Origin of the sequence: Nitrobacter sp. Nb-311A, from assembly GCF_000152905.1 — a bacterium.
Classification (GTDB): domain Bacteria; phylum Pseudomonadota; class Alphaproteobacteria; order Rhizobiales; family Xanthobacteraceae; genus Nitrobacter.
The window spans coordinates 1-17,438 of the sequence record NZ_AAMY01000007.1 but is presented as its reverse complement, the minus strand read 5'-3'; the positions used below and the strand labels follow the sequence as shown (position 1 = coordinate 17,438).

Annotated in this window: 16 protein-coding genes and 1 tRNA gene; 10 read left to right on the top strand and 7 right to left on the bottom strand. The window is 60.1% G+C overall.

Annotated features, from left to right (window positions below):
- The first annotated feature begins 79 nt into the window (after positions 1-79).
- Genes NB311A_RS03555 through NB311A_RS03545 form a run of 3 tightly spaced genes read left to right on the top strand, consistent with a single transcriptional unit; the run spans position 80 to position 3,918 of the window.
- Positions 80-2,440 (top strand): nitric oxide reductase activation protein NorD, encoded by a 2,361-nt coding sequence (locus NB311A_RS03555; protein WP_009797083.1) that lies wholly within the window; start codon positions 80-82, stop codon positions 2,438-2,440.
- Between the two features lie 13 nt (positions 2,441-2,453).
- Entirely contained in the window at positions 2,454-3,086 is a 633-nt protein-coding gene (locus NB311A_RS03550; protein WP_009797082.1) for a hypothetical protein, read from the top strand.
- 4 nt (positions 3,087-3,090) lie between these two features.
- Entirely contained in the window at positions 3,091-3,918 is an 828-nt protein-coding gene (locus NB311A_RS03545) for a serine protease (protein WP_009797081.1), read from the top strand.
- Positions 3,919-3,941: 23 nt separating this feature from the next.
- On the opposite strand, the gene NB311A_RS03540 is transcribed toward NB311A_RS03545, so the two are convergent.
- Positions 3,942-4,370: a hypothetical protein gene (locus NB311A_RS03540; protein WP_009797080.1), complete on the bottom strand. Its 429-nt coding sequence runs from the start codon at positions 4,368-4,370 to the stop codon at positions 3,942-3,944.
- Between the two features lie 290 nt (positions 4,371-4,660).
- Positions 4,661-4,754: transfer RNA gene (locus tag NB311A_RS03535), tRNA-Ser, on the bottom strand.
- A gap of 678 nt (positions 4,755-5,432) precedes the next feature.
- Here NB311A_RS03535 and NB311A_RS03530 point away from each other — a divergent pair.
- Together NB311A_RS03530 and NB311A_RS03525 are read left to right on the top strand one after the other, a co-directional pair.
- Positions 5,433-6,992, top strand: coding sequence for a porin (locus NB311A_RS03530; RefSeq protein WP_009797078.1), 1,560 nt, complete (start codon positions 5,433-5,435; stop codon positions 6,990-6,992).
- Between the two features lie 330 nt (positions 6,993-7,322).
- Entirely contained in the window at positions 7,323-7,637 is a 315-nt protein-coding gene (locus tag NB311A_RS03525) for a hypothetical protein (RefSeq protein WP_131522875.1), read from the top strand.
- Positions 7,638-7,888: 251 nt separating this feature from the next.
- On the opposite strand, the gene NB311A_RS03520 is transcribed toward NB311A_RS03525, so the two are convergent.
- Entirely contained in the window at positions 7,889-10,117 is a 2,229-nt protein-coding gene (locus NB311A_RS03520) for a lytic transglycosylase domain-containing protein (RefSeq protein WP_040673872.1), read from the bottom strand.
- Positions 10,118-10,346: 229 nt separating this feature from the next.
- Between NB311A_RS03520 and dapA the strand changes: the two genes are divergently transcribed.
- The 4 genes from dapA to NB311A_RS22395 all read left to right on the top strand — a co-directional run bounded on the left by dapA (position 10,347) and on the right by NB311A_RS22395 (position 12,609).
- A complete protein-coding gene (dapA, locus tag NB311A_RS03515; protein WP_040673901.1) occupies positions 10,347-11,237 on the top strand; it encodes a 4-hydroxy-tetrahydrodipicolinate synthase in 891 nt (296 codons plus the stop codon).
- A gap of 53 nt (positions 11,238-11,290) precedes the next feature.
- Entirely contained in the window at positions 11,291-11,710 is a 420-nt protein-coding gene (gene mscL, locus NB311A_RS03510) for a large conductance mechanosensitive channel protein MscL (protein ID WP_009797074.1), read from the top strand.
- A gap of 64 nt (positions 11,711-11,774) precedes the next feature.
- Positions 11,775-12,248 carry an SsrA-binding protein SmpB gene (gene smpB, locus NB311A_RS03505; RefSeq protein ID WP_009797073.1) on the top strand — a complete coding sequence of 158 codons (474 nt, stop codon included), beginning with the start codon at positions 11,775-11,777 and terminating at the stop codon, positions 12,246-12,248.
- A gap of 199 nt (positions 12,249-12,447) precedes the next feature.
- On the top strand, positions 12,448-12,609 hold the full coding sequence (locus NB311A_RS22395) for a hypothetical protein (RefSeq protein ID WP_245256915.1): 162 nt from the start codon (positions 12,448-12,450) through the stop codon (positions 12,607-12,609).
- Between the two features lie 13 nt (positions 12,610-12,622).
- On the opposite strand, the gene NB311A_RS03495 is transcribed toward NB311A_RS22395, so the two are convergent.
- Together NB311A_RS03495 and NB311A_RS03490 are read right to left on the bottom strand one after the other, a co-directional pair.
- Positions 12,623-13,324 (bottom strand): uracil-DNA glycosylase, encoded by a 702-nt coding sequence (locus NB311A_RS03495; protein ID WP_083780368.1) that lies wholly within the window; start codon positions 13,322-13,324, stop codon positions 12,623-12,625.
- Positions 13,302-13,919: an NYN domain-containing protein gene (locus NB311A_RS03490; RefSeq protein WP_009797070.1), complete on the bottom strand. Its 618-nt coding sequence runs from the start codon at positions 13,917-13,919 to the stop codon at positions 13,302-13,304. The genes NB311A_RS03495 and NB311A_RS03490 overlap by 23 nt, the downstream gene beginning before the upstream one ends.
- Positions 13,920-14,261: 342 nt before the next feature.
- On the opposite strand from NB311A_RS03490, the gene rpoZ reads away from it, so the two are divergent.
- A complete protein-coding gene (gene rpoZ, locus NB311A_RS03485; RefSeq protein WP_009797069.1) occupies positions 14,262-14,654 on the top strand; it encodes a DNA-directed RNA polymerase subunit omega in 393 nt (130 codons plus the stop codon).
- Between the two features lie 301 nt (positions 14,655-14,955).
- Here the strand turns inward: rpoZ and istB are convergent, their stop codons facing one another.
- A complete protein-coding gene (gene istB, locus NB311A_RS03480; protein ID WP_009796681.1) occupies positions 14,956-15,819 on the bottom strand; it encodes an IS21-like element helper ATPase IstB in 864 nt (287 codons plus the stop codon).
- Positions 15,819-17,318 carry an IS21 family transposase gene (gene istA, locus NB311A_RS03475; protein WP_009796680.1) on the bottom strand — a complete coding sequence of 500 codons (1,500 nt, stop codon included), beginning with the start codon at positions 17,316-17,318 and terminating at the stop codon, positions 15,819-15,821. The genes istB and istA overlap by 1 nt, the downstream gene beginning before the upstream one ends.
- Between the last annotated feature and the right edge of the window lie 120 nt (positions 17,319-17,438).

The window sequence follows — 17,438 nt, the reverse complement described above, 5'->3', positions numbered from 1 at the left end:
TCTGCGGGCGCGAGGTGAGAAAGGAAACTAGAGATCGGCCGGGGCCCGGCGCTGCCAGGGCGCTCCGAACTTACACATCATGGCTATCCACCTAAACGAGTTCCAAGAGCTTCTCGACGAGCTGCCCGGCCGCGCGCAGGAGTTGCTGCGCGCCTCCTGGAACGAGGCTGCGCGGGCCATCAGCCCGCGCGGGCTGGATGGCTATCTGAAAGGCGCGGTGGCGCTGCATGAGCTAGGTCGCGGCGAGGACCTGGTGGTGAGTTTCATCCAGTCCATGCCGGAGGTCGGGCGCGCCATCGGCGAGGAGGTGCTGCCCGATCTGGTCAACTTCCTGCTGAGCATGGCGTCCAAAACCTCAGGCCAGGTTCTGGCGCTGATCGCCAGCACCGCGCCGTTGGCGGCGCACCGGGTGGGCGATGCCGGGCTGTTTCGCCAGTATCTCAATGTGCTGGAAATCATGCTGGCGCAGGCTCCGCGCGGCCTGCGGCCGATGCTGGAAAATCTCGACCGCTTGCTCAGCCAACTCACCCTGGGCGGCCTGCGCCGCTGGGTGCAGTGGGGAGTGCAGGCTTACAAGACCGATTTCGAAGGGCAGGCGGCCTATTTCGGACTGCAGAGCGCCGATGCAATGGCGGTGCTGCAGCAAGAGCGCAAAGGCACGCTGTTCGTCGATATCCAGCGGCGGCTCAACATCTACATGCGCGCGATCTGGGGCCGCGATTTTTTTCTGCGTCCAACCGCCGGCGATTACGAGAGCCGCGAGGGGCTCAGGCCGTACATCGAGCACTATGTCATCCACATCGCAGACGCCTATGACGACTATAAACCCGAGGGCGATGCGACCGCACCCGAACGGATCGTCAGCGCGCTTGAAATTTACCGCGCCGCCATCAACCACTGCGCTGCGCATCTTGTATTCACCCAGACGCCGCTTTCGATGCAGCAGCTGTTGCCGGTCCAGATGGCGCTGATCGAATTGTTCGAAGATGCGCGCGTGGAGGAACTGGCGATCCGCAAATTCCCCGGGATGCGCCAGGCCTGGTTGGCGTTGCATCCGGTGTTTGACTATTCGGTCCAGCCGCAGACCGTGGGGGAGTTGCTTGATCGTCTCACCCGCGCCTTGCTCGATCCCGACGCGAACGATCCGCATCCGTTCGTGCAGCAGGGCGTGGCCGCATTTCGCGCCCAGTCCGATCTGGACAGCAATCAGGTGAGCTGGAATCTGGGCGTGGATTTATCGCACCGCCTGTTCGAACTCGACCTGCCTACCTACAACAAGCTCACCGATGCGCTCAGCGCCATCTACCGCGATGACAATCGTGCCGTCTGGTTTCTTGAGGAATACGACGAGGCGCAGGTGATGGCCGCCACCTGGGAGACTCGCCAGCAGGTGCGCAAAAAAGTCAACGTGATGGAAATGGTCAACGAGGTGGACGTCGAGTTCGCCGGCGACGATGCGCAGGAGGTGTGGGAGCTTCCGACCGAGTTCTATCTCGACCAGGAGAACGTGAGCATCAACTCGCTCGAAGGTCGCCCGCCGGTCTCCGAGCCTTTCCACTATCCGGAGTGGGACTATCAGATCCAGCTTGAGCGTCCAAACTGGGTGACGTTGCTTGAGTACCACTCGGCGATGGGCGAGCTGGAGGTGATCGAGGGCATCATCCTTGAGCACAAGCCGATCATTTCGCGGCTCAAGTTCTTGATCGAGTCGATGGTGCCGCAAGGCATGCAGCGCATCCGTCATGTGGAGGATGGCGACGAAGTCGACATCAACGCCGCGGTGCGCGCGATGATCGACATCCGCATCGGCCAGCAGCACGATCCGCGCATCATGATGCGTTACAAGCGTACGCTGCGCGATCTGGCGGTGTTGGTGTTGCTGGACATGTCCGAGTCGTCAAACGACAAGGTGCGCGGTCACGACTACACGGTGATGGATCTCACGCGCGCCGCCACCGTGTTGCTGGCAGGTGCGCTGGATCGCATCGGCGACCCGTTCGCCATTCATGGCTTTTGTTCTGACGGCCGGCACGATGTGCACTACCACCGCTTCAAGGATTTCGACCAGCCGTATGATGATGTGGTCAAGGCGCGGTTGGCGGGGATGAAAGGGCGGCTCTCCACCCGCATGGGCGCAGCGCTGCGCCATGCCGCCCACTATCTGGCGCTGCAGCCGAGGAGCAAACGCGTCGTGTTCGTTGTCACCGACGGCGAGCCCGCCGACAACGACGTCACCGATCCGAAATACCTGCGCCATGACACCAAGGCCGCGGTGGAAGAACTCAGCCGCCAAGGCATTACGGTATACGCTCTTTCGCTCGATCCGCATGCCGACCAGTACGTGTCGCGCATTTTCGGCATAAAGAACTTCACCGTCATCGATCAGGCCGAGCGCCTGCCGGAAAAGCTGCCCATGCTCTACATGAGCCTGACGCGGTGAGGGTGGGGCGAGGATGAAGATCACCCTGCGAACCTACGTGTTCATGGACGCGCTGCAGCCGCAGCTGGCGTCCTATATCGCGACGTCTTCGCAGGGTTTTTTGCCGGTGCCTGGCGATGCCTGCATGTGGATCGAGGTCGCCCCCGGCATGGCGGTGCATAATCTCTCGGATATCGCGCTGAAGAAAACCAACGTGCGTATGGGCGAGCAAGTCGTCGAGCGTGCTTTCGGTTCGATGGAACTCCACTTCCGCAACCAGAGCGAGGTGCTTGCCGCTGGCGAGCTGATCCTGCGTCAGCTCAACACCACCATGGAGTCGCGGCTGCGCTGCAAGGTGGCATGGAACGAGATCATCCGCGCCATCACGCCTGACCATGCCACGCTGATCAACCGCCAATTGCGCAAGGGCTCGATGATCCTGCCTGGCAAGAGCATGTTCATCCTGGAGGTCGAGCCGGCGGGCTATATCGTCTATGCCGCCAACGAAGCTGAAAAGGCCGCGCACATTACCTTGGTTGATGTCAAAGCCTTCGGTTCTTTTGGCCGTCTGACCATGATGGGCAATGAGGCCGAGGCCGAGGAAGCACAGCGCGCGGCGATAGCCGCGATCGAGCGCTTGAATCAGCGCGCCGTCTCGCACGGGTGAGCCCATGGAAATCGACTCCATAGCAAAGAAACTGCTGTTCTCCACGGTGCGAGTGGATACCGAACTCGAGGACGGCAGCGCCGGCTCGGGCACAGCCTTCATTCTCAGTCACGCCCACGCCAAAGGCAGTACGCCGTTTGTCGTCACCAACCGGCACCTGGTTGAGGGCGTGCGCCGCGGCGGCCTGGTGTTCACGCAGACGAGCGAGGGCAAGCCGGCATTCGGCCGGCGCTTTCAGCTCAACATCGACGACTTCCCCGCGGCATGGTTCGTCCATCCCGATCCTGCTGTCGATCTCGCCATCGTGCCGCTGCGGCCTCTTGAGCGCGCGGCGCGCGATCTCGGCGTGCAACTCTATTACCATGCGATCGACAGCCAGCGCATTCCCGATGCGGCCACAGTGCGGGGCTTCGACGCGCTGGAGGACGTGCTGTTCGTCGGCTATCCCAGCGGGGTTTGGGATCAGGTCAACCTCATGCCAATCCTGCGCCGCGGCACCACCGCCACGCCGCTGGAACTCGACTTCGAGGGGCACAAGCAATTCCTGATCGACGCCGCTGTGTATCCCGGATCGAGCGGCAGCCCGGTATTCGTGATGCGCGACGATCCGCTGCGTCCGCGTGGCGACGCGGCGCGTACGATATGGTTCGCCGGGGTGGTGGCGGAGGTGTTCTTCCGCGAAGAGGCCAACCAGCTCGTGCCCGGGCCGGTGCCGACACAGACCGCGGACGGGTTTATCGGCGCGGAAATGATCGACCTCGGCTTGGTGATCAAGTCTGAATCCGTCCGTGAGCACATTGATGCATACGTACGGAAATGGCTGGCTGACTGAAACGATCCGCGCGGGAGCTGCTCTCAGCTGATCGAATAAGATTGTCCCAGAATGATATCGTCCCAAGACAACCCTAACTCGATCCGTTTGGCTTCCGCTTTTTTTGCGGCCGCCAGGACCTCTCCGTCTTGAGACGACCCTAGCATTCCAAGAATCTTCGAGATCAATTTCAAACGTTCGTTCTTCTGCTGCGCAGGCGACTCAGGCCTTCTGTGCTTATAGCTTCGGGCCTCTCTTTGTCGTGATGCGAGCGCCCACCTCCCATCGAGACGAACGACTTTGCCCACGGCTTCCAAGGTTCGAAGCGCACGATGAACCGATGCGATCATCGACCTGCTGCGCACTCCGCCGTTCACGATGTGGGCGAGGTCGAGTGTCGAGAGAGTGATGATCAATTTGTCCGATAACGCATCGAGTATCGCACGTTGAATCGCGCCAAAGCCCCGGGACATTTGAAATCTCCACTGTCGAGCAACCTAAACGTTACTTCGATGCAACGCTTAAAATCAAGAAAGGTTTGATCTCGACGAGCCACATCAGAGCAACGGGCGGCACGCTAATCGTGGACAAGTGGGTCAACGTTCGGGTTGCCGATTGGCGACGGATTCTCTCCAAATACAGCTTTGCAGAAGTTGATCCGGCCAGGAGCACGAAGGGACCGCCGTGCTATTGGCGGCAACTGCGCCAACTGCGGGTAGCGGTTCTGCGATGGAAAATGCAAGAAACCCGCATAAACATTGATTGGCGGAGCCGGAGGGATTCGAACCCTCGATAGGGCTTTACAACCCTATAACGGTTTAGCAAACCGCCGCCTTCAGCCACTCGGCCACAGCTCCGTTGATGACCGATATGCCTGACACGCTCGCCAGCCGCAAGCGCCGGATCGCAAGATTACGCGTCGTACTGGAACCCATGAGGCTATGTGCCGCAGACCGGTGACGCCAATGCCGACAAGCTTCACCGGTTGTGCGTTCGCGTTGCAGTTTTATAGACCGTGGCTTTGCGTTATCCGCCATATAGCATTGAATTCTTTATAAATTTTTCAATTTAGAAACGGTGGCCCCCGATCGAATCAGTGTTGATGACTTGCAAAGTTTGAATTGCAGGCACCGAACTGCGTTCCATGAGGGGCGGATTCGCCGTCCAGGAGGCTCAAAGCAGGCCTAGAACGAAAATTACATATAAAACAATGCCTTACGCAAGAAAATGCGGGTCGTTGGCGTGTGCCATTTGTGCAACAAGCCACCAAAATCGTTTTCAACTTATTCCATTTCGAAGCTTCCTTCATTGCGTGTGCAAGGCGGTTCGGTAATTCTAATCGCACGACGGAGGGGGGCATCCCAAAGTCGTTCTGGTTTAGATGGTTCGCTGTTTGGTCGCCTTGCGTCCACCTCGCGTTTGACGGGGTCCGCAAGCACGAACGCTATCGGTTAGTCCGCAACGTGGGGAAACACTCTCTGAGTGTTGCGCTTCGCGGATCCGATCGCCCTGCAGAACAACTTGGAGGTTTGACGATGAATTTGATGAAGAGCCTTTACCTCGGCTCGGCGGCAGGGCTGGTCGTCATGAGCGGGGCTCACGCTGCCGATCTTCCGTTAAAAGCCAAAGCGGTCGAATATGTGAAGGTCTGCTCCCTGTATGGTGCGGGCTTCTATTACATCCCCGGAACCGACACCTGCATTAAGCTCGGCGGCTATATGCGCGCCGATCTGGGCGTCAATACGAATACGATCTTCCAAGGCAACACTGGGCTTCAGGCCGGTGCGCAGAACCGTTCCGGCAACGCTTTTACCTGGCGCGCGCGATCGGACCTGACCATCGACACCCGCACCGCGACAGATTACGGCGTGGTTCGCACGTTTTTCGAGGGGGTTTTCACCTGGACCTCGGGCGGCTACCGAGGTGTGCGCGTCGGCGGGTCTGCGTATGACGGAAATCCGAACGGAGGCGTCCTCGGCGGCCAGCTTGGCGTGTTCCACGCCTTCATCCAGTTCGCCGGCTTCACGATCGGTAAAGCTGCCTCTCAGTTCAGCGCTCCCTGGGGGCAATATCCCGGAAACATCTATGACGGTCTTGTCGGCGGCGGCGGTGCGCTCACGGGCGTGAACCAGTTCACCTACACCACCGAGTTCGGCAACGGCGTATCGGCTTCGATCGGCGTGCAGGATCCAAGCGCATACTACCAGCCCGGCATTCAAAACCTCTCGGTATACCCGGGCTTCAACGCGCTCGACGCTGGTGGATTCGGATCTGCCCAACCCTTCTTCGGCCCCGTCGCTCTTGGCACCCTTTTCTTCGGCTACGGCCTCAGCGCCTATGGTGGAACCACCTTTCCGGATATCGTCGGCCAACTCCGCGTCGATCAGGCCTGGGGCATGTTCCAGGCCTCGTTCGCAGCGCATCACAACAACCCTGCCTACTACACTGGCCTTGAAACCAGCGGCGGTCCTGGAGGTAAGTGGGGCTGGGCCGGTCAAGGCGCTCTGTCGATCAAGAACATTCCGACTGGTCCGGGTGACGTGATCAATATTTCGGGCGTCTACACCAACGGTGCGACCCGCTACAATATCCAGGACATGACCGCTTTGGCGGGTGCTAACACCATCTATGGCGGCAGCGGTGTTGGCAGCATTGGTTTCGGCTATGCGCCCGATTCTGTCTATTTTCCCAACAGCCAGCTTCAACTGGTCTCGACCTGGGGCATGCGCGGCGCCTACACCCACCACTGGAATCCGTACTGGAGCAGTTCGGTATTCGGGGCTTACGCATCGATCAGCTACACCGGCGAAGCCAAATCCTATATGTGTGGTGTCTCCATTCCGAGGGCTCTTGGTGCGGGTTTCACCGCCTGTAACCCTGATTTCAACATCGCGCAGGTCGGTGCGAACCTTCGCTGGACGCCGGTCAAGAACCTGACCTTCACGACGGAAGGCGTTTACACCATGTTGGATCAGAAGCACGCCGGCGTAGCGAATGTTCCAAACAATTTCGCTGTCTACAAGCCGACAGGCAACTATCAGCTGAGGGATCAGGACATCTGGACCGTCATGTTCCGGGCTCAGCGCACCTGGTAACCACGTCGTCTGACGATTCTCTCAGGGGTCTGTTACCGTTTCATGGAACGGTGACAGACCCCTGGCTTTTTGTGGTTTGCCGCGTTTTTTCGCGCGAACCGGGACCCATTTCGCTCGAACGCTATAGACTGGGTGTTTTCCGGCACGAACGCACAGCGCCGCGCGGCGGAATATGCTCGCCGGCGGCGCTGGCTTATACGCACTGGGCCCTGAAATCCCCAGCAACAATGAGTCGCTCGAACCCGCTCAAAGGTTCAGATCAGCTGTTCGTCTGTCCCTCATGACGAGGCGGTAGAGACGATTAGAGCTGTTTCCGGCGAAGTGGATGACTTGTTCGCCGCAAAAAAGCGACCAGACGATAACATCCAAAGCATGATCTCATTCAATTTGATCGGATCATGCTTTAATCATTTGCGCCATAGCATGATGCTGGCGATTCTGACGAAGACTATGAAAGGCTATGAAAGTCTTTGCGAGTTTGTCGTAGCGAGCGGCGACGCGTGGCCGTTACTTGAGTTTTGCGAAGCAGCCTTCGATGCCCCGGCGTTGCCCCAAGGCGATACAGTCGATAATGATAATGGTGGTGGTGCCTGCGATGACGGCGACTGGATGACTGGTTTGCAACCTTCGACGATCGCCTCGTGAGACTGTCGGCATCATAGGCGCGATCAGCGATGACCGCTCCTGAGGCCAGGCTAAAGCATGATCCCGAAAAGTGGAAACCGGTTTTCGGACAAGATCATGCTCAAACAAAAAGAGAAGCGGCGAGTCTGGTTCAGCGCAGTTGATACAGACTTCAGCGACGAGACCGCAAGCGGGAACCATGTCGTTTTGCTGGCTGGACGTTCCTCCGCGTGGAGTGCGCCCCGCGCAAGGCGTTATCTGCTTCTCCAACGTTACTGGATAGAGCCGCGATGCAAGTCCGCCTCGATCTGTAACTTTGAGCCGCCGCCAAAGCGGGCGCGATAGACTTGCAGGTTCTCCATGATCCGCTGCACGTAGTTGCGGGTTTCCGAGAACGGAATCAGTTCGACCCAGTCCACCGCATCGACTCCCGGATCCCGCGGATCGCCGTAGCGCGCGATCCATTTATGGACGCTGCCGCGTCCGGCATTGTAGGCCGCGAAGGTCATGATGTAAGAGCCGCGGTAGTCTTCAAGAAGGCCGCCGAGTTCCGCTGCGCCGAGTGCAGCATTGTAGGCGGGCTCGGTCTTCAGGCGATGAAGGTCGAAGCTGGCGCCGTATTTCTTGCAGACATACCGTCCGGCATCCGGTGTCACTTGCATCAGCCCGTAGGCGTGCGCCGGCGAGACCACCGACGGATTGAAGGCGCTCTCCTGTCGGGCAATCGCATAGACGATGCTGCGTTCGACATCCGGTCCGATTGATCTGAACGGCGGCATCCCGCTGACGGGGTAGGCATAGAAATCGAATGGCAGTCCGCGATTTAGCGCGGCCTTGCCGACGAGCAACATTCCCTGCGCGTCGCCATGACGTGCGGCGAGTTCGCCAAGCCCCAACACTGCATCAGGGTCGCCGTTGGCGCCTATATCGGCAAGGATCGGAATCGCGAGGTCATCTTTGCCGAGAGCATAGAGAAGCTGCGCCGCGCGGACGATCTCGAGGCGCTCGATTCCGCGTGACCGGCTGCCTGGAACGCTGTGTAGTTCGATCTGCGGAAGCCCGAGCTTGGCGCGTGCGAGTTGGCCATAATAACTGGTGGATTGCGCCGCCGCCGCGGCGTAGGCGCGCCGAGCTTCCTGAGTCCGGCCTGCCGCTTCGGCGGCGCGACCCTGCCAGTAGCCGGCCCGCGCCAGCGCGGTCGGGTTGACACTGCCGACGCCGATGCGCGCAAAATGCCGGGCGGCGGTATTGGCGTCATTCAGGAACCGGAGGGCGATCCAGCCGGCGGTAAACTCCTGTTCGGTCTTGTAGATATCGCGCGCGGGGAGCGCCGCGTCGCGGGCGATGAGATACGCGGTGCGATATTGCCCGATGTCGATCATCTTGCGCGCGAGCAGCCGCCGCTCGATCCACCATTGATCGACATTGTAAAGCCGGTTGGGATCCCGCGGCGCGCTCTGCATCAGCCGCGCAGCTTCCGCGAACTTCTCTTCACGACGCAGTAGCTGAATGTAGGCCAAGACATAGCCAGGGTCGTTGTGTAGTTCGCGGGGTACTTTCTCGAGCAGTGCACGCAGGCTGGACGACTTGCGATCGGCCGCAATCCGCGCTTTGGCGAGGGCCTCTTGCGATCTTCCGAGTCGCTGCGCCGCACGCATTCCGGCATCACGGTCCTCGCCGTAAAGCATATAATCCATGCGCGCCTTGTGGTCGCTCGGCGTAATCAGCGCTCCGAACATCTCCAGCGCTTTCCTCTCGACCGCTGCCGACATTGTATCGGTTCGCCAGGCCTCGCGGACCAACTGCTCCGCGCGGGCGCGGTCTCCGCGCGCGAGCAGCGCGCTTGCCAGTACGAGCCGTCCCTTGGCGGATAGCGGTCGTTCATTCTCGAACCAGGCCAGTACGGCGCCGCTGTCGCGATGATCGTTCCACAGCGCAGCTTCCGCGCGCCGGCGCAGGAATGTCTGCGAAGGCCAACTTGGATTGGCATCGATGAAAGCGCGGTAGCGCTCGGTCGGCGCGCCGTTGTCGTTGCTGCGCAGGATGATCCATTCGGCGAGCTTGCGAGCGACCGGGTCTGTTATGCTGGCCTGGACCTGCGTGGCGTCCGAATATTTATTCTTCCGGGTCAGGTCTATGACATTCTCAAGCGCAGCGAGGTCGGTGCGCGAGGTCGATGACGTCGCGGCCATTGCAGCTCTTGGAACGGGATTGCGAGCCGATGGCGCGGGAAGCGTGGTGTGCCGACGTGTGGCTGGTTGGATTATCGAGGCTGCGGGAGCTTTGCCTTTGCTCGGTTTGCCTTTGCTCGGAGCGATGGTCTTGCCGTGCCCATGGCCTGAGACGGTCTTTGAAACGACGTGGCCTGAAGGTTTCGACTTCGGCGCGGGAACTTTCGCGGCTTTCTCCGCATGGGCGATCCCGGCCCAGAGCGCGGCCGTCACCAGACTCGCGCCTAAAGCCGCAGTTCGTAGCTTTGATGCACGGGCGGGCAATGTCACGATAAAATCCTTTTCAGCGAATCGAGCAGGCCCCTAATATCTCGTTACTATTTCATTGAATGTGTGGACAAAGCACTAAAATCCCCGATGTCGCGCTCATATGCCCCGACAACGGCGAAATCGCGGCCACGGCTTCAGGCGCGGACCTTTCGTAGCCGCGTCAGACCCGATATGACTGATGTGGCATCGAAATCAGCAGTCGGCGAAGCCGCGCAACGTGGAGCGGACTATGGCAAGCAAGGCGAAGTTCCAGGGATCCTACACGGCCCTGGTGACGCCCTTCAAAAACGGCTCCGTCGATGAGGCTGCCTTTCGCAGGCTGGTAAGCTGGCAGATCGACGAAGGAGTCCACGGACTCGTGCCGGTCGGCACAACCGGCGAGAGTCCGACACTGAGCCACGAAGAACACCGCAAGGTCGTGGAATGGTGCATCGAAGAGGCGAGGGGGCGGGTTCCGGTGATTGCGGGCGCGGGCTCAAATTCAACCCGCGAGGCGGTCGATCTGGCCTTACATGCCGAGAAGGCTGGCGCCGACGCAGTGCTGGTGGTGACCCCGTATTACAACAAGCCGACCCAGGAAGGTCTGTATCAGCACTTCAAGACGGTGAACGACGCGATCGGTATTCCCATCATCATCTACAACATTCCCTCGCGTTCGGTCGTCGACCTTTCCGTCGAGACGATGGCGCGATTATTCGAATTGAAGAACATCGCCGGCGTCAAGGATGCTACCGCCAATCTGGCGCGGGTTTCGCTGCAGCGCCGGGCAATGGGCCCCGAATTCATCCAGTTGTCGGGCGAGGATATGACGGCGCTCGCCTTCATGGCGGCGGGCGGACATGGTTGCATCTCCGTCGTCGCCAACGTCGCGCCGAAACTATGTGCGAGCCTGATGTCCGCTGTACTGAAAGGCGACTACGCTACCGGACTCGATATTCAGGATCGCCTGGTGCCGCTGCACGACGCTATTTTCAAGGAACCTGGTCTCGCCGGAGCAAAGCATGCCCTCAAACTCCTCGACCGGATTGAAGAAGTCGTGCGATTGCCGCTGATGCCGGTGACGCCGCCGACCGGAAAGCTTATCCGCGAGGCTATGGTACATGCCGGTTTGATGAACTGACTTGGGTTAATTGCTGCACCGTGCGCGTTGGCGAAATACGGTTGGGGATTGCGATGTGGAAAGAGTTTCGTGAATTCGCGATGAAGGGAAATGTCGTCGACCTTGCTGTCGGCGTCATCATCGGCGCAGCCTTCGGAGGGATCGTTTCCTCGATGGTTGGCGACATCATCATGCCGATCATTGGCGCCGTTACCGGCGGCCTCGATTTCTCGAATTATTTCACGCCGCTTTCTGATGCCGTCAAAGCCTCAAATCTCGCCGACGCCAAGAAGCAGGGCGCGGTGCTGGCATGGGGTAATTTCCTGACGCTAACGTTGAACTTCCTGATCGTCGCCTTCGTGCTATTCATCGTTATCAAGGGGATGAACAAGCTGAAGCGCAAGGACGAGGCGGCATCCGCGGCGCCGCCGAAGCCGACTCGCGAGGAAGAATTGCTGACCGAGATTCGCGATCTTCTGAAAGCGAAGGGATAGCGCAACGCCGCCAGATCGGTGTTGCCGCCGTTCTGGAAAGATAGCGCCTGGAGGTTTCAGGGATATGGCCGGGAAAGGCGAGCGCGCCATCAAGGTCGTCGCGGAAAATCGCAAGGCGCGGTTCAACTATGCGATCGAGGACACCGTCGAAGCCGGCATTGCGCTGACGGGTACGGAGGTCAAGTCGATCCGTAACGGTAAGACCACGATCGCCGAATCCTACGCGGACTCGAAGAACGGCGAAATCTGGCTCATTAATTCCAACATCCCCGAATATCTGCAAGCCAATCGCTTCAATCACGAGCCGAAGCGGCCGCGTAAGCTGTTGCTGCACCGGAAGCAGATCAACAAGCTGATGGGCGCGGTCGATCGAGAGGGGATGACGCTGATTCCGCTCAAGCTCTATTTCAACGAACGCGGCCGGGCCAAGCTGTTGCTGGCGATCGCAAAGGGCAAGAAACTTCACGACAAGCGCGAGAGCGAGAAGAAGCGCGACTGGGGTCGCGAAAAAGGCCGGTTGTTGCGGGCCAGGGGATGAAAGGCGCGCGCCTGCCGGTGGTCTGTCCGGTCGTTAAATTTTGAGCGATCGCTTCAACGTAATTTTAGGTTTGAGGTGATCTCCTCTCGACATGCGCATCAAACAGAAGCGTGCCATTCGGCGGATGCGTCGCCGACATCAACGAGCCTGGATTGTACTCGACTCGGTCGAGGGGAAATCCAAGTCGGAGTGTGAGGTGATGGACATCTCCAGCGACGGCGCGCGCCTCGTGATTGCCTCCGGCTTGAGTGTGCCAAAGCATTTCGGCGTCGCGCTGGTGCCGAATTCAGCGCCGCGGGAATGCGAGCGCGTCTGGCGAAACGGCGAGATGATGGGAATCCGTTTCACGGAGCCGAGATAGGCGCGCCCGAGCTTCACCGGTGCGTCAAATCTGCGCGCACCTGCGCGAAGACGCTTTCAAACATCTGGGGCGTCAGGACGCGCGTGTTGGTATTGTAGCGCGAGCAGTGGTAGCTGTCATAGAGCTTGACCCCGCCGGCAGTATGCACCGCGCCGTGAGCGAAGGGTGCGGCCGCGGCGCGAACTCCCAACGCCTTCACCGCGGAGTCGTGTGCGATGCGGCCTAGCGCGACAATCGCTCGCAATCGGGGCATTGCCTCAAGAGTGGCGCTGAGAAATGCGCGGCAGGTATTGATCTCGGCCGGTAAAGGTTTGTTCTGTGGCGGCACGCAACGTACGGCGTTGCTGATGCGGCAATCGACCAGCTTGAGGCCATCGTCGGGGCGGGCCTGGTAACGTCCGGCGGCAAAGCCGTATTTGAGAAGCGTGGCGTAAAGCAGGTCGCCGGCGTAGTCCCCTGTAAAGGGGCGTCCGGTGCGGTTGGCGCCTTGCAGGCCTGGAGCCAGGCCGACGATCAGAACGGCCGCGTCTGAGTCGCCGAAAGAAGGCACGGGCGCGTTGAACCAATCCGGCTCGCGCGCCCGCACCGAAAGGCGATAGTCAACCAGCCGCGGGCAAAGCGGACAATCGCGGCCCGGTTCTGAACTGGCGGAGGTCGCGCTGGAACTGGCAGTTTGGACGCCCAGGCTTATTTTAGTCCTCAAAGTCGTCGTCATCGCTCCGGGATGCCATAGCGGTGGCGCGCTGCAAGAACTGCGGTGCGTGGTGGCGCGACTGACGTTCCGACGGGTCGCGGCCGAGTTTCGGCTGCAACTCGACGAGATCGGTGAAGACGTCGGCCTGACGGCGTAGCTCATCCGCGATCATCGGCGGCTGACTTGCGATTGTGGAAACAACGGTCACGCGGACGCCGCGGCGTTGCACTGCTTCGACCAGGGAACGGAAATCGCCGTCGCCCGAGAACAGCACGATCTGATCGACGTGCTCGGCAAGCTCCATCGCATCGACCGCGAGTTCAATGTCCATGTTTCCTTTGACTTTGCGGCGGCCGCTGGCGTCGATGAACTCCTTGGTAGCTTTCGTGACCACCGTGTAGCCGTTGTAGTCAAGCCAGTCGATCAACGGCCTTATCGATGAATATTCCTGATCCTCGATGATCGCCGTGTAATAGAACGCGCGAACGAGGGTGCCCCGGGACTGAAATTCCTTCAGAAGGCGCTTGTAGTCGATGTCGAAGCCGAGCGTCTTGGCTGTGGCGTAGAGGTTGGCGCCATCGATGAAAAGCGCGATCTTGTTTGAGGCAGATGGCATCGAGCGTTCTCGTGATCGTTGTTCGCGTTATTGGCGCGGCTGGAGCCAGCCCCATGGTTCAATGATGCAAATCGCCTCTTGCGGATCAGACTGAAGAAAACCACAGGCGCAATGAGGTTGAGGCAAAGGCAGCGCAAGAATACGATGGAGAAGCAATGAAGCGAATTCTTGTCCGATCGGGACTCATTACGCTTCTCCGGACGCCGACCTTCTGGCTCCAGTAAGGGGTATCAGAGTCCGGCTGTCACGCCAAATGCTAAATTCCCTGTTGCGAAACCCGCAAACGCTCTATACCTAGCGCATATATTCACTAGTTTCAGCCCTGCAACGGAGCGACAGGCGATGGCGCGCGTCACCGTGGAAGATTGTATTGATAAGGTCGATAACCGGTTCGACCTGGTTCTTTTGGCCGCACATCGCGCGCGAACGATCTCATCGGGGTCGCAACTTACGATTGACCGCGATAACGACAAGAATCCCGTCGTCGCACTTCGCGAAATAGCCGAACAGACCATCTCTCCCGAGGACATGCGCGAAGAGCTGGTTCATTCCTTGCAGAAGTTTGTCGAGGTCGACGAGCCCGAGCCCGACACCGTGCCTTTGATCGGTTCAGTCGGGGCAAGCGTCGATGCGGATGATACCGAGGTTGCCGTCGAGCGCATGACGGAGGAAGAGTTGCTGAAGGGTCTGGAGGGACTCGCACCTCCCGAGGAGCAGCCCGAAGAGGACGAATAGCCCTTCACCCACGATTAAGGCTTAAATGCCCGGCCCGGGTCCCGGTTTTAACCGAGGCTGATCATCAGGTTGAGGCTTCGGATCGAGGCGCAGGACACGTCGCTGAGCGGGCAGCGACGTGTCGTGTTTTTATGAACTTGCTGATGGCCCGAATCCTTGCCCTGCACGGATCGCCCAAGCCTGGCCGGTATGGTGCGCTCGCGCAAGACGAGATAGTTGCTGCTCCGTCAAGCCTTAAGCGCAAACCGCGCCGGAGGGATCATGCTTGGCGTCGTCCACGGCGTTTTCGAGCGACGGGCTGTCAATCGGCTCGCAAATTTGACCCCGTATCGGCGTTCAATTTTGACCCCTTCGCGCGGCGTGGTTTGAGGGTAGCGCTCGACTCGTCGGAGCTGGCCGGGATTGCGGAGACGAGACGAGCGCGGGTGGCGTGATCGTCGTCGCGGCTTTTGAAGCGCCAGCTGTCGTTACCGGTTTCGACGATGTCGCAGTGGTGGGTCAACCGGTCGAGCAGCGCGGTGGTCATCTTGGCGTCGCCGAACACGCTGGGCCATTCGCCGAAGGCGAGATTGGTGGTGACGATGACGGAAGCACGCTCGTAGAGCCGGCTGACGAGATGGAACAGCAACTGGCCGCCGGATTGGGCAAAGGGCAGATATCCGAGTTCGTCGAGCACGATGAAGTCCATCCGGGTCAGATGTTCGGCAAGCCGGCCCTGACGTCCGTTACGGGTCTCGATCTCGAGGCGATTGACGAGGTCGACCACGTTGTAGAAGCGACCGCGGGCGCCGGATCGGATGCAGCTTCTGGCGATTGCGATGGCCAGGTGGGTTTTGCCTGTGCCGGTGCCGCCGACGAGCACGACGTTGCGCTGCTGGGCGATGAAGCCGCCGCCGGCGAGATCATTGACGAGCGTCTGATTGATCGGCGTGCCTTCGAACTGGAAGTCATCGAGATCCTTGGCCAATGGCAGCTTGGCGATGGTGAGCTGGTACTTGATCGACCGCGCCTGCTTCTCGTTGATCTCGGCGCTGAGCAGGTCGCCGACGATGTGCTGAGGTTCGTGCTGGCGCTTGACGGCCGTCGCCATGATCTCGTCGAAGGCAGCCCTCATTCCGTAGAGTTTGAGCTCACCCATGAGGTCGAAGATTTGGGTTCGTTCCATCAGATGGTCCTCCGGAGGTTGTCGTAACGGGCGCAATCGGCGATCGGCGCATGGCGGAGCGTCAGTGCCGCCGGCGTCATAATGTTGGCCGGTGCAGCGGGTTCGCGTTGGCGAGCCAGGATGTTGAGAACGACGTCAGCGGAATGAACGCCATGAGCGATCGCCTCGGCGCAGGCGGCTTCGACCGCCGACAAACCGTCCGTCAGCACCGCATTGAGGATGTCGACCATCTGTCGATTGCCGTCGTCGGTGCTGGCGAGCCTGCGCCGGATCCGTTCGATCGCGGCCGGCAACACCCAGTCCTTGAAGGGTGCGCCGTTACGTAAGGCCCCGGGTTTGCGCGCGAGCACCGGCACGTAGTGCCAGGGATTGTAGGTCGTCTCGCCGCGTCCGAACGATCGCGGATGCTCCGCAACGATGCGCCCGTCCTGACGGATCACGATGCGATCGGCATAGGCTTGAACTTCGACCGGGCGCCCGACGGCGCTGGCAGCGACCGAGTATTTGTTGTTGTCGAAGCGCACCAGGCAGGTCTTCGAGACCGATGCCGGCACCGCGTGGAATCCGTCGAACCGGCCAGCATAGGGAACGAGCTTGGGCCGCTCGGCTTCGAACACCTCCCAGACCGTCTGTTCGGCCAGTTCTGGATGTCGGTGCGCCTTGGCGTAGGCGATGCACTTATCCAGAAGCCACGCGTTCAACTCGTCCAGGGTTTTGAACCGCAGCCGTGGCGTGAAGAACCGTTCCCGGACCAGCCCGACCTGGTTCTCGACCTGACCCTTCTCCCAGCCCGACGCCGGCGTGCAGGCGACCGGATCGATCAGATAGTGGCTGCACATCTGCAGGAAGCGGCGATTGTAGCGGCGATCCTTGCCGACGAAGATCGTCTCTACCGCCGTCTTCATGTTGTCGTAGATGCCGCGGCTGCAGGTACCCTTGAACAGTGCGAACGCCCGGTCGTGGGCGTCGAATACCATCTCCTGCGTCTCCCGCGGATAGGCCCGCACGAACAGCATGCGGCTGTGGCACAGCCGGACATGAGCGACCTTCACGATCGCCGTCACGCCGTTGAGGAGAACGATCTCATGGCTCCAGTCGAACTGGTAGGCTTCGCCCGCCGCAAAGCTCAACGGAACATAGGCCGCCGCGGTCGATTGCCCGCGCTCCTTGCTCCAACGCCTGGCGTAACGCCGTACGGCATCGTAGCCGCCGTCATAGCCGCGTCCGCGCAACTCTTCGAAGATCCGGATCAGCGTCAGCTGTTCGCGAGCCGATTTGGCCGCGTTCGCCGCCAGCAGTTCATCAAGCTCCGCCGCCCAACGCCCGAGTTTGGGGCGCGGCTGGATCGAACGCTCATACTCGAACAAGGTCTTGCCCGACCTCAGCACCTTCCGGACCGTGTTCCGCGACACCTTCAGGTCACGGGCGATCTCCTTGATCGTCTTGCCCTTGATGAAGTGTTCGCGCCGTATCCGCGCAATCGTCTCCACGATCAGCATCCCCGACCACCTGCTTCATGACAAAGCAGGCAGCGCAACAGCCAACCTGTAGGGGGTCAATTTTGGACGCCGATCCCCCGGCTTACGGGGTCAATTTTGCATGCCGAATGACAAAGAAGG

Coding starts and splice junctions, on each gene's coding strand:
- NB311A_RS03555 (WP_009797083.1), top strand. CDS start 80: ATGGCTATCCACCTAAACGAGTTCCAAGAGCTTCTCGACGAGCTGCCC.
- NB311A_RS03550 (WP_009797082.1), top strand. CDS start 2,454: ATGAAGATCACCCTGCGAACCTACGTGTTCATGGACGCGCTGCAGCCG.
- NB311A_RS03545 (WP_009797081.1), top strand. CDS start 3,091: ATGGAAATCGACTCCATAGCAAAGAAACTGCTGTTCTCCACGGTGCGA.
- NB311A_RS03540 (WP_009797080.1), bottom strand. CDS start 4,370: ATGTCCCGGGGCTTTGGCGCGATTCAACGTGCGATACTCGATGCGTTA.
- NB311A_RS03530 (WP_009797078.1), top strand. CDS start 5,433: ATGAATTTGATGAAGAGCCTTTACCTCGGCTCGGCGGCAGGGCTGGTC.
- dapA (WP_040673901.1), top strand. CDS start 10,347: ATGGCAAGCAAGGCGAAGTTCCAGGGATCCTACACGGCCCTGGTGACG.
- mscL (WP_009797074.1), top strand. CDS start 11,291: ATGTGGAAAGAGTTTCGTGAATTCGCGATGAAGGGAAATGTCGTCGAC.
- smpB (WP_009797073.1), top strand. CDS start 11,775: ATGGCCGGGAAAGGCGAGCGCGCCATCAAGGTCGTCGCGGAAAATCGC.
- NB311A_RS22395 (WP_245256915.1), top strand. CDS start 12,448: ATGGACATCTCCAGCGACGGCGCGCGCCTCGTGATTGCCTCCGGCTTG.
- NB311A_RS03495 (WP_083780368.1), bottom strand. CDS start 13,324: ATGACGACGACTTTGAGGACTAAAATAAGCCTGGGCGTCCAAACTGCC.
- NB311A_RS03490 (WP_009797070.1), bottom strand. CDS start 13,919: ATGCCATCTGCCTCAAACAAGATCGCGCTTTTCATCGATGGCGCCAAC.
- rpoZ (WP_009797069.1), top strand. CDS start 14,262: ATGGCGCGCGTCACCGTGGAAGATTGTATTGATAAGGTCGATAACCGG.
- istB (WP_009796681.1), bottom strand. CDS start 15,819: ATGGAACGAACCCAAATCTTCGACCTCATGGGTGAGCTCAAACTCTAC.
- istA (WP_009796680.1), bottom strand. CDS start 17,318: ATGCTGATCGTGGAGACGATTGCGCGGATACGGCGCGAACACTTCATC.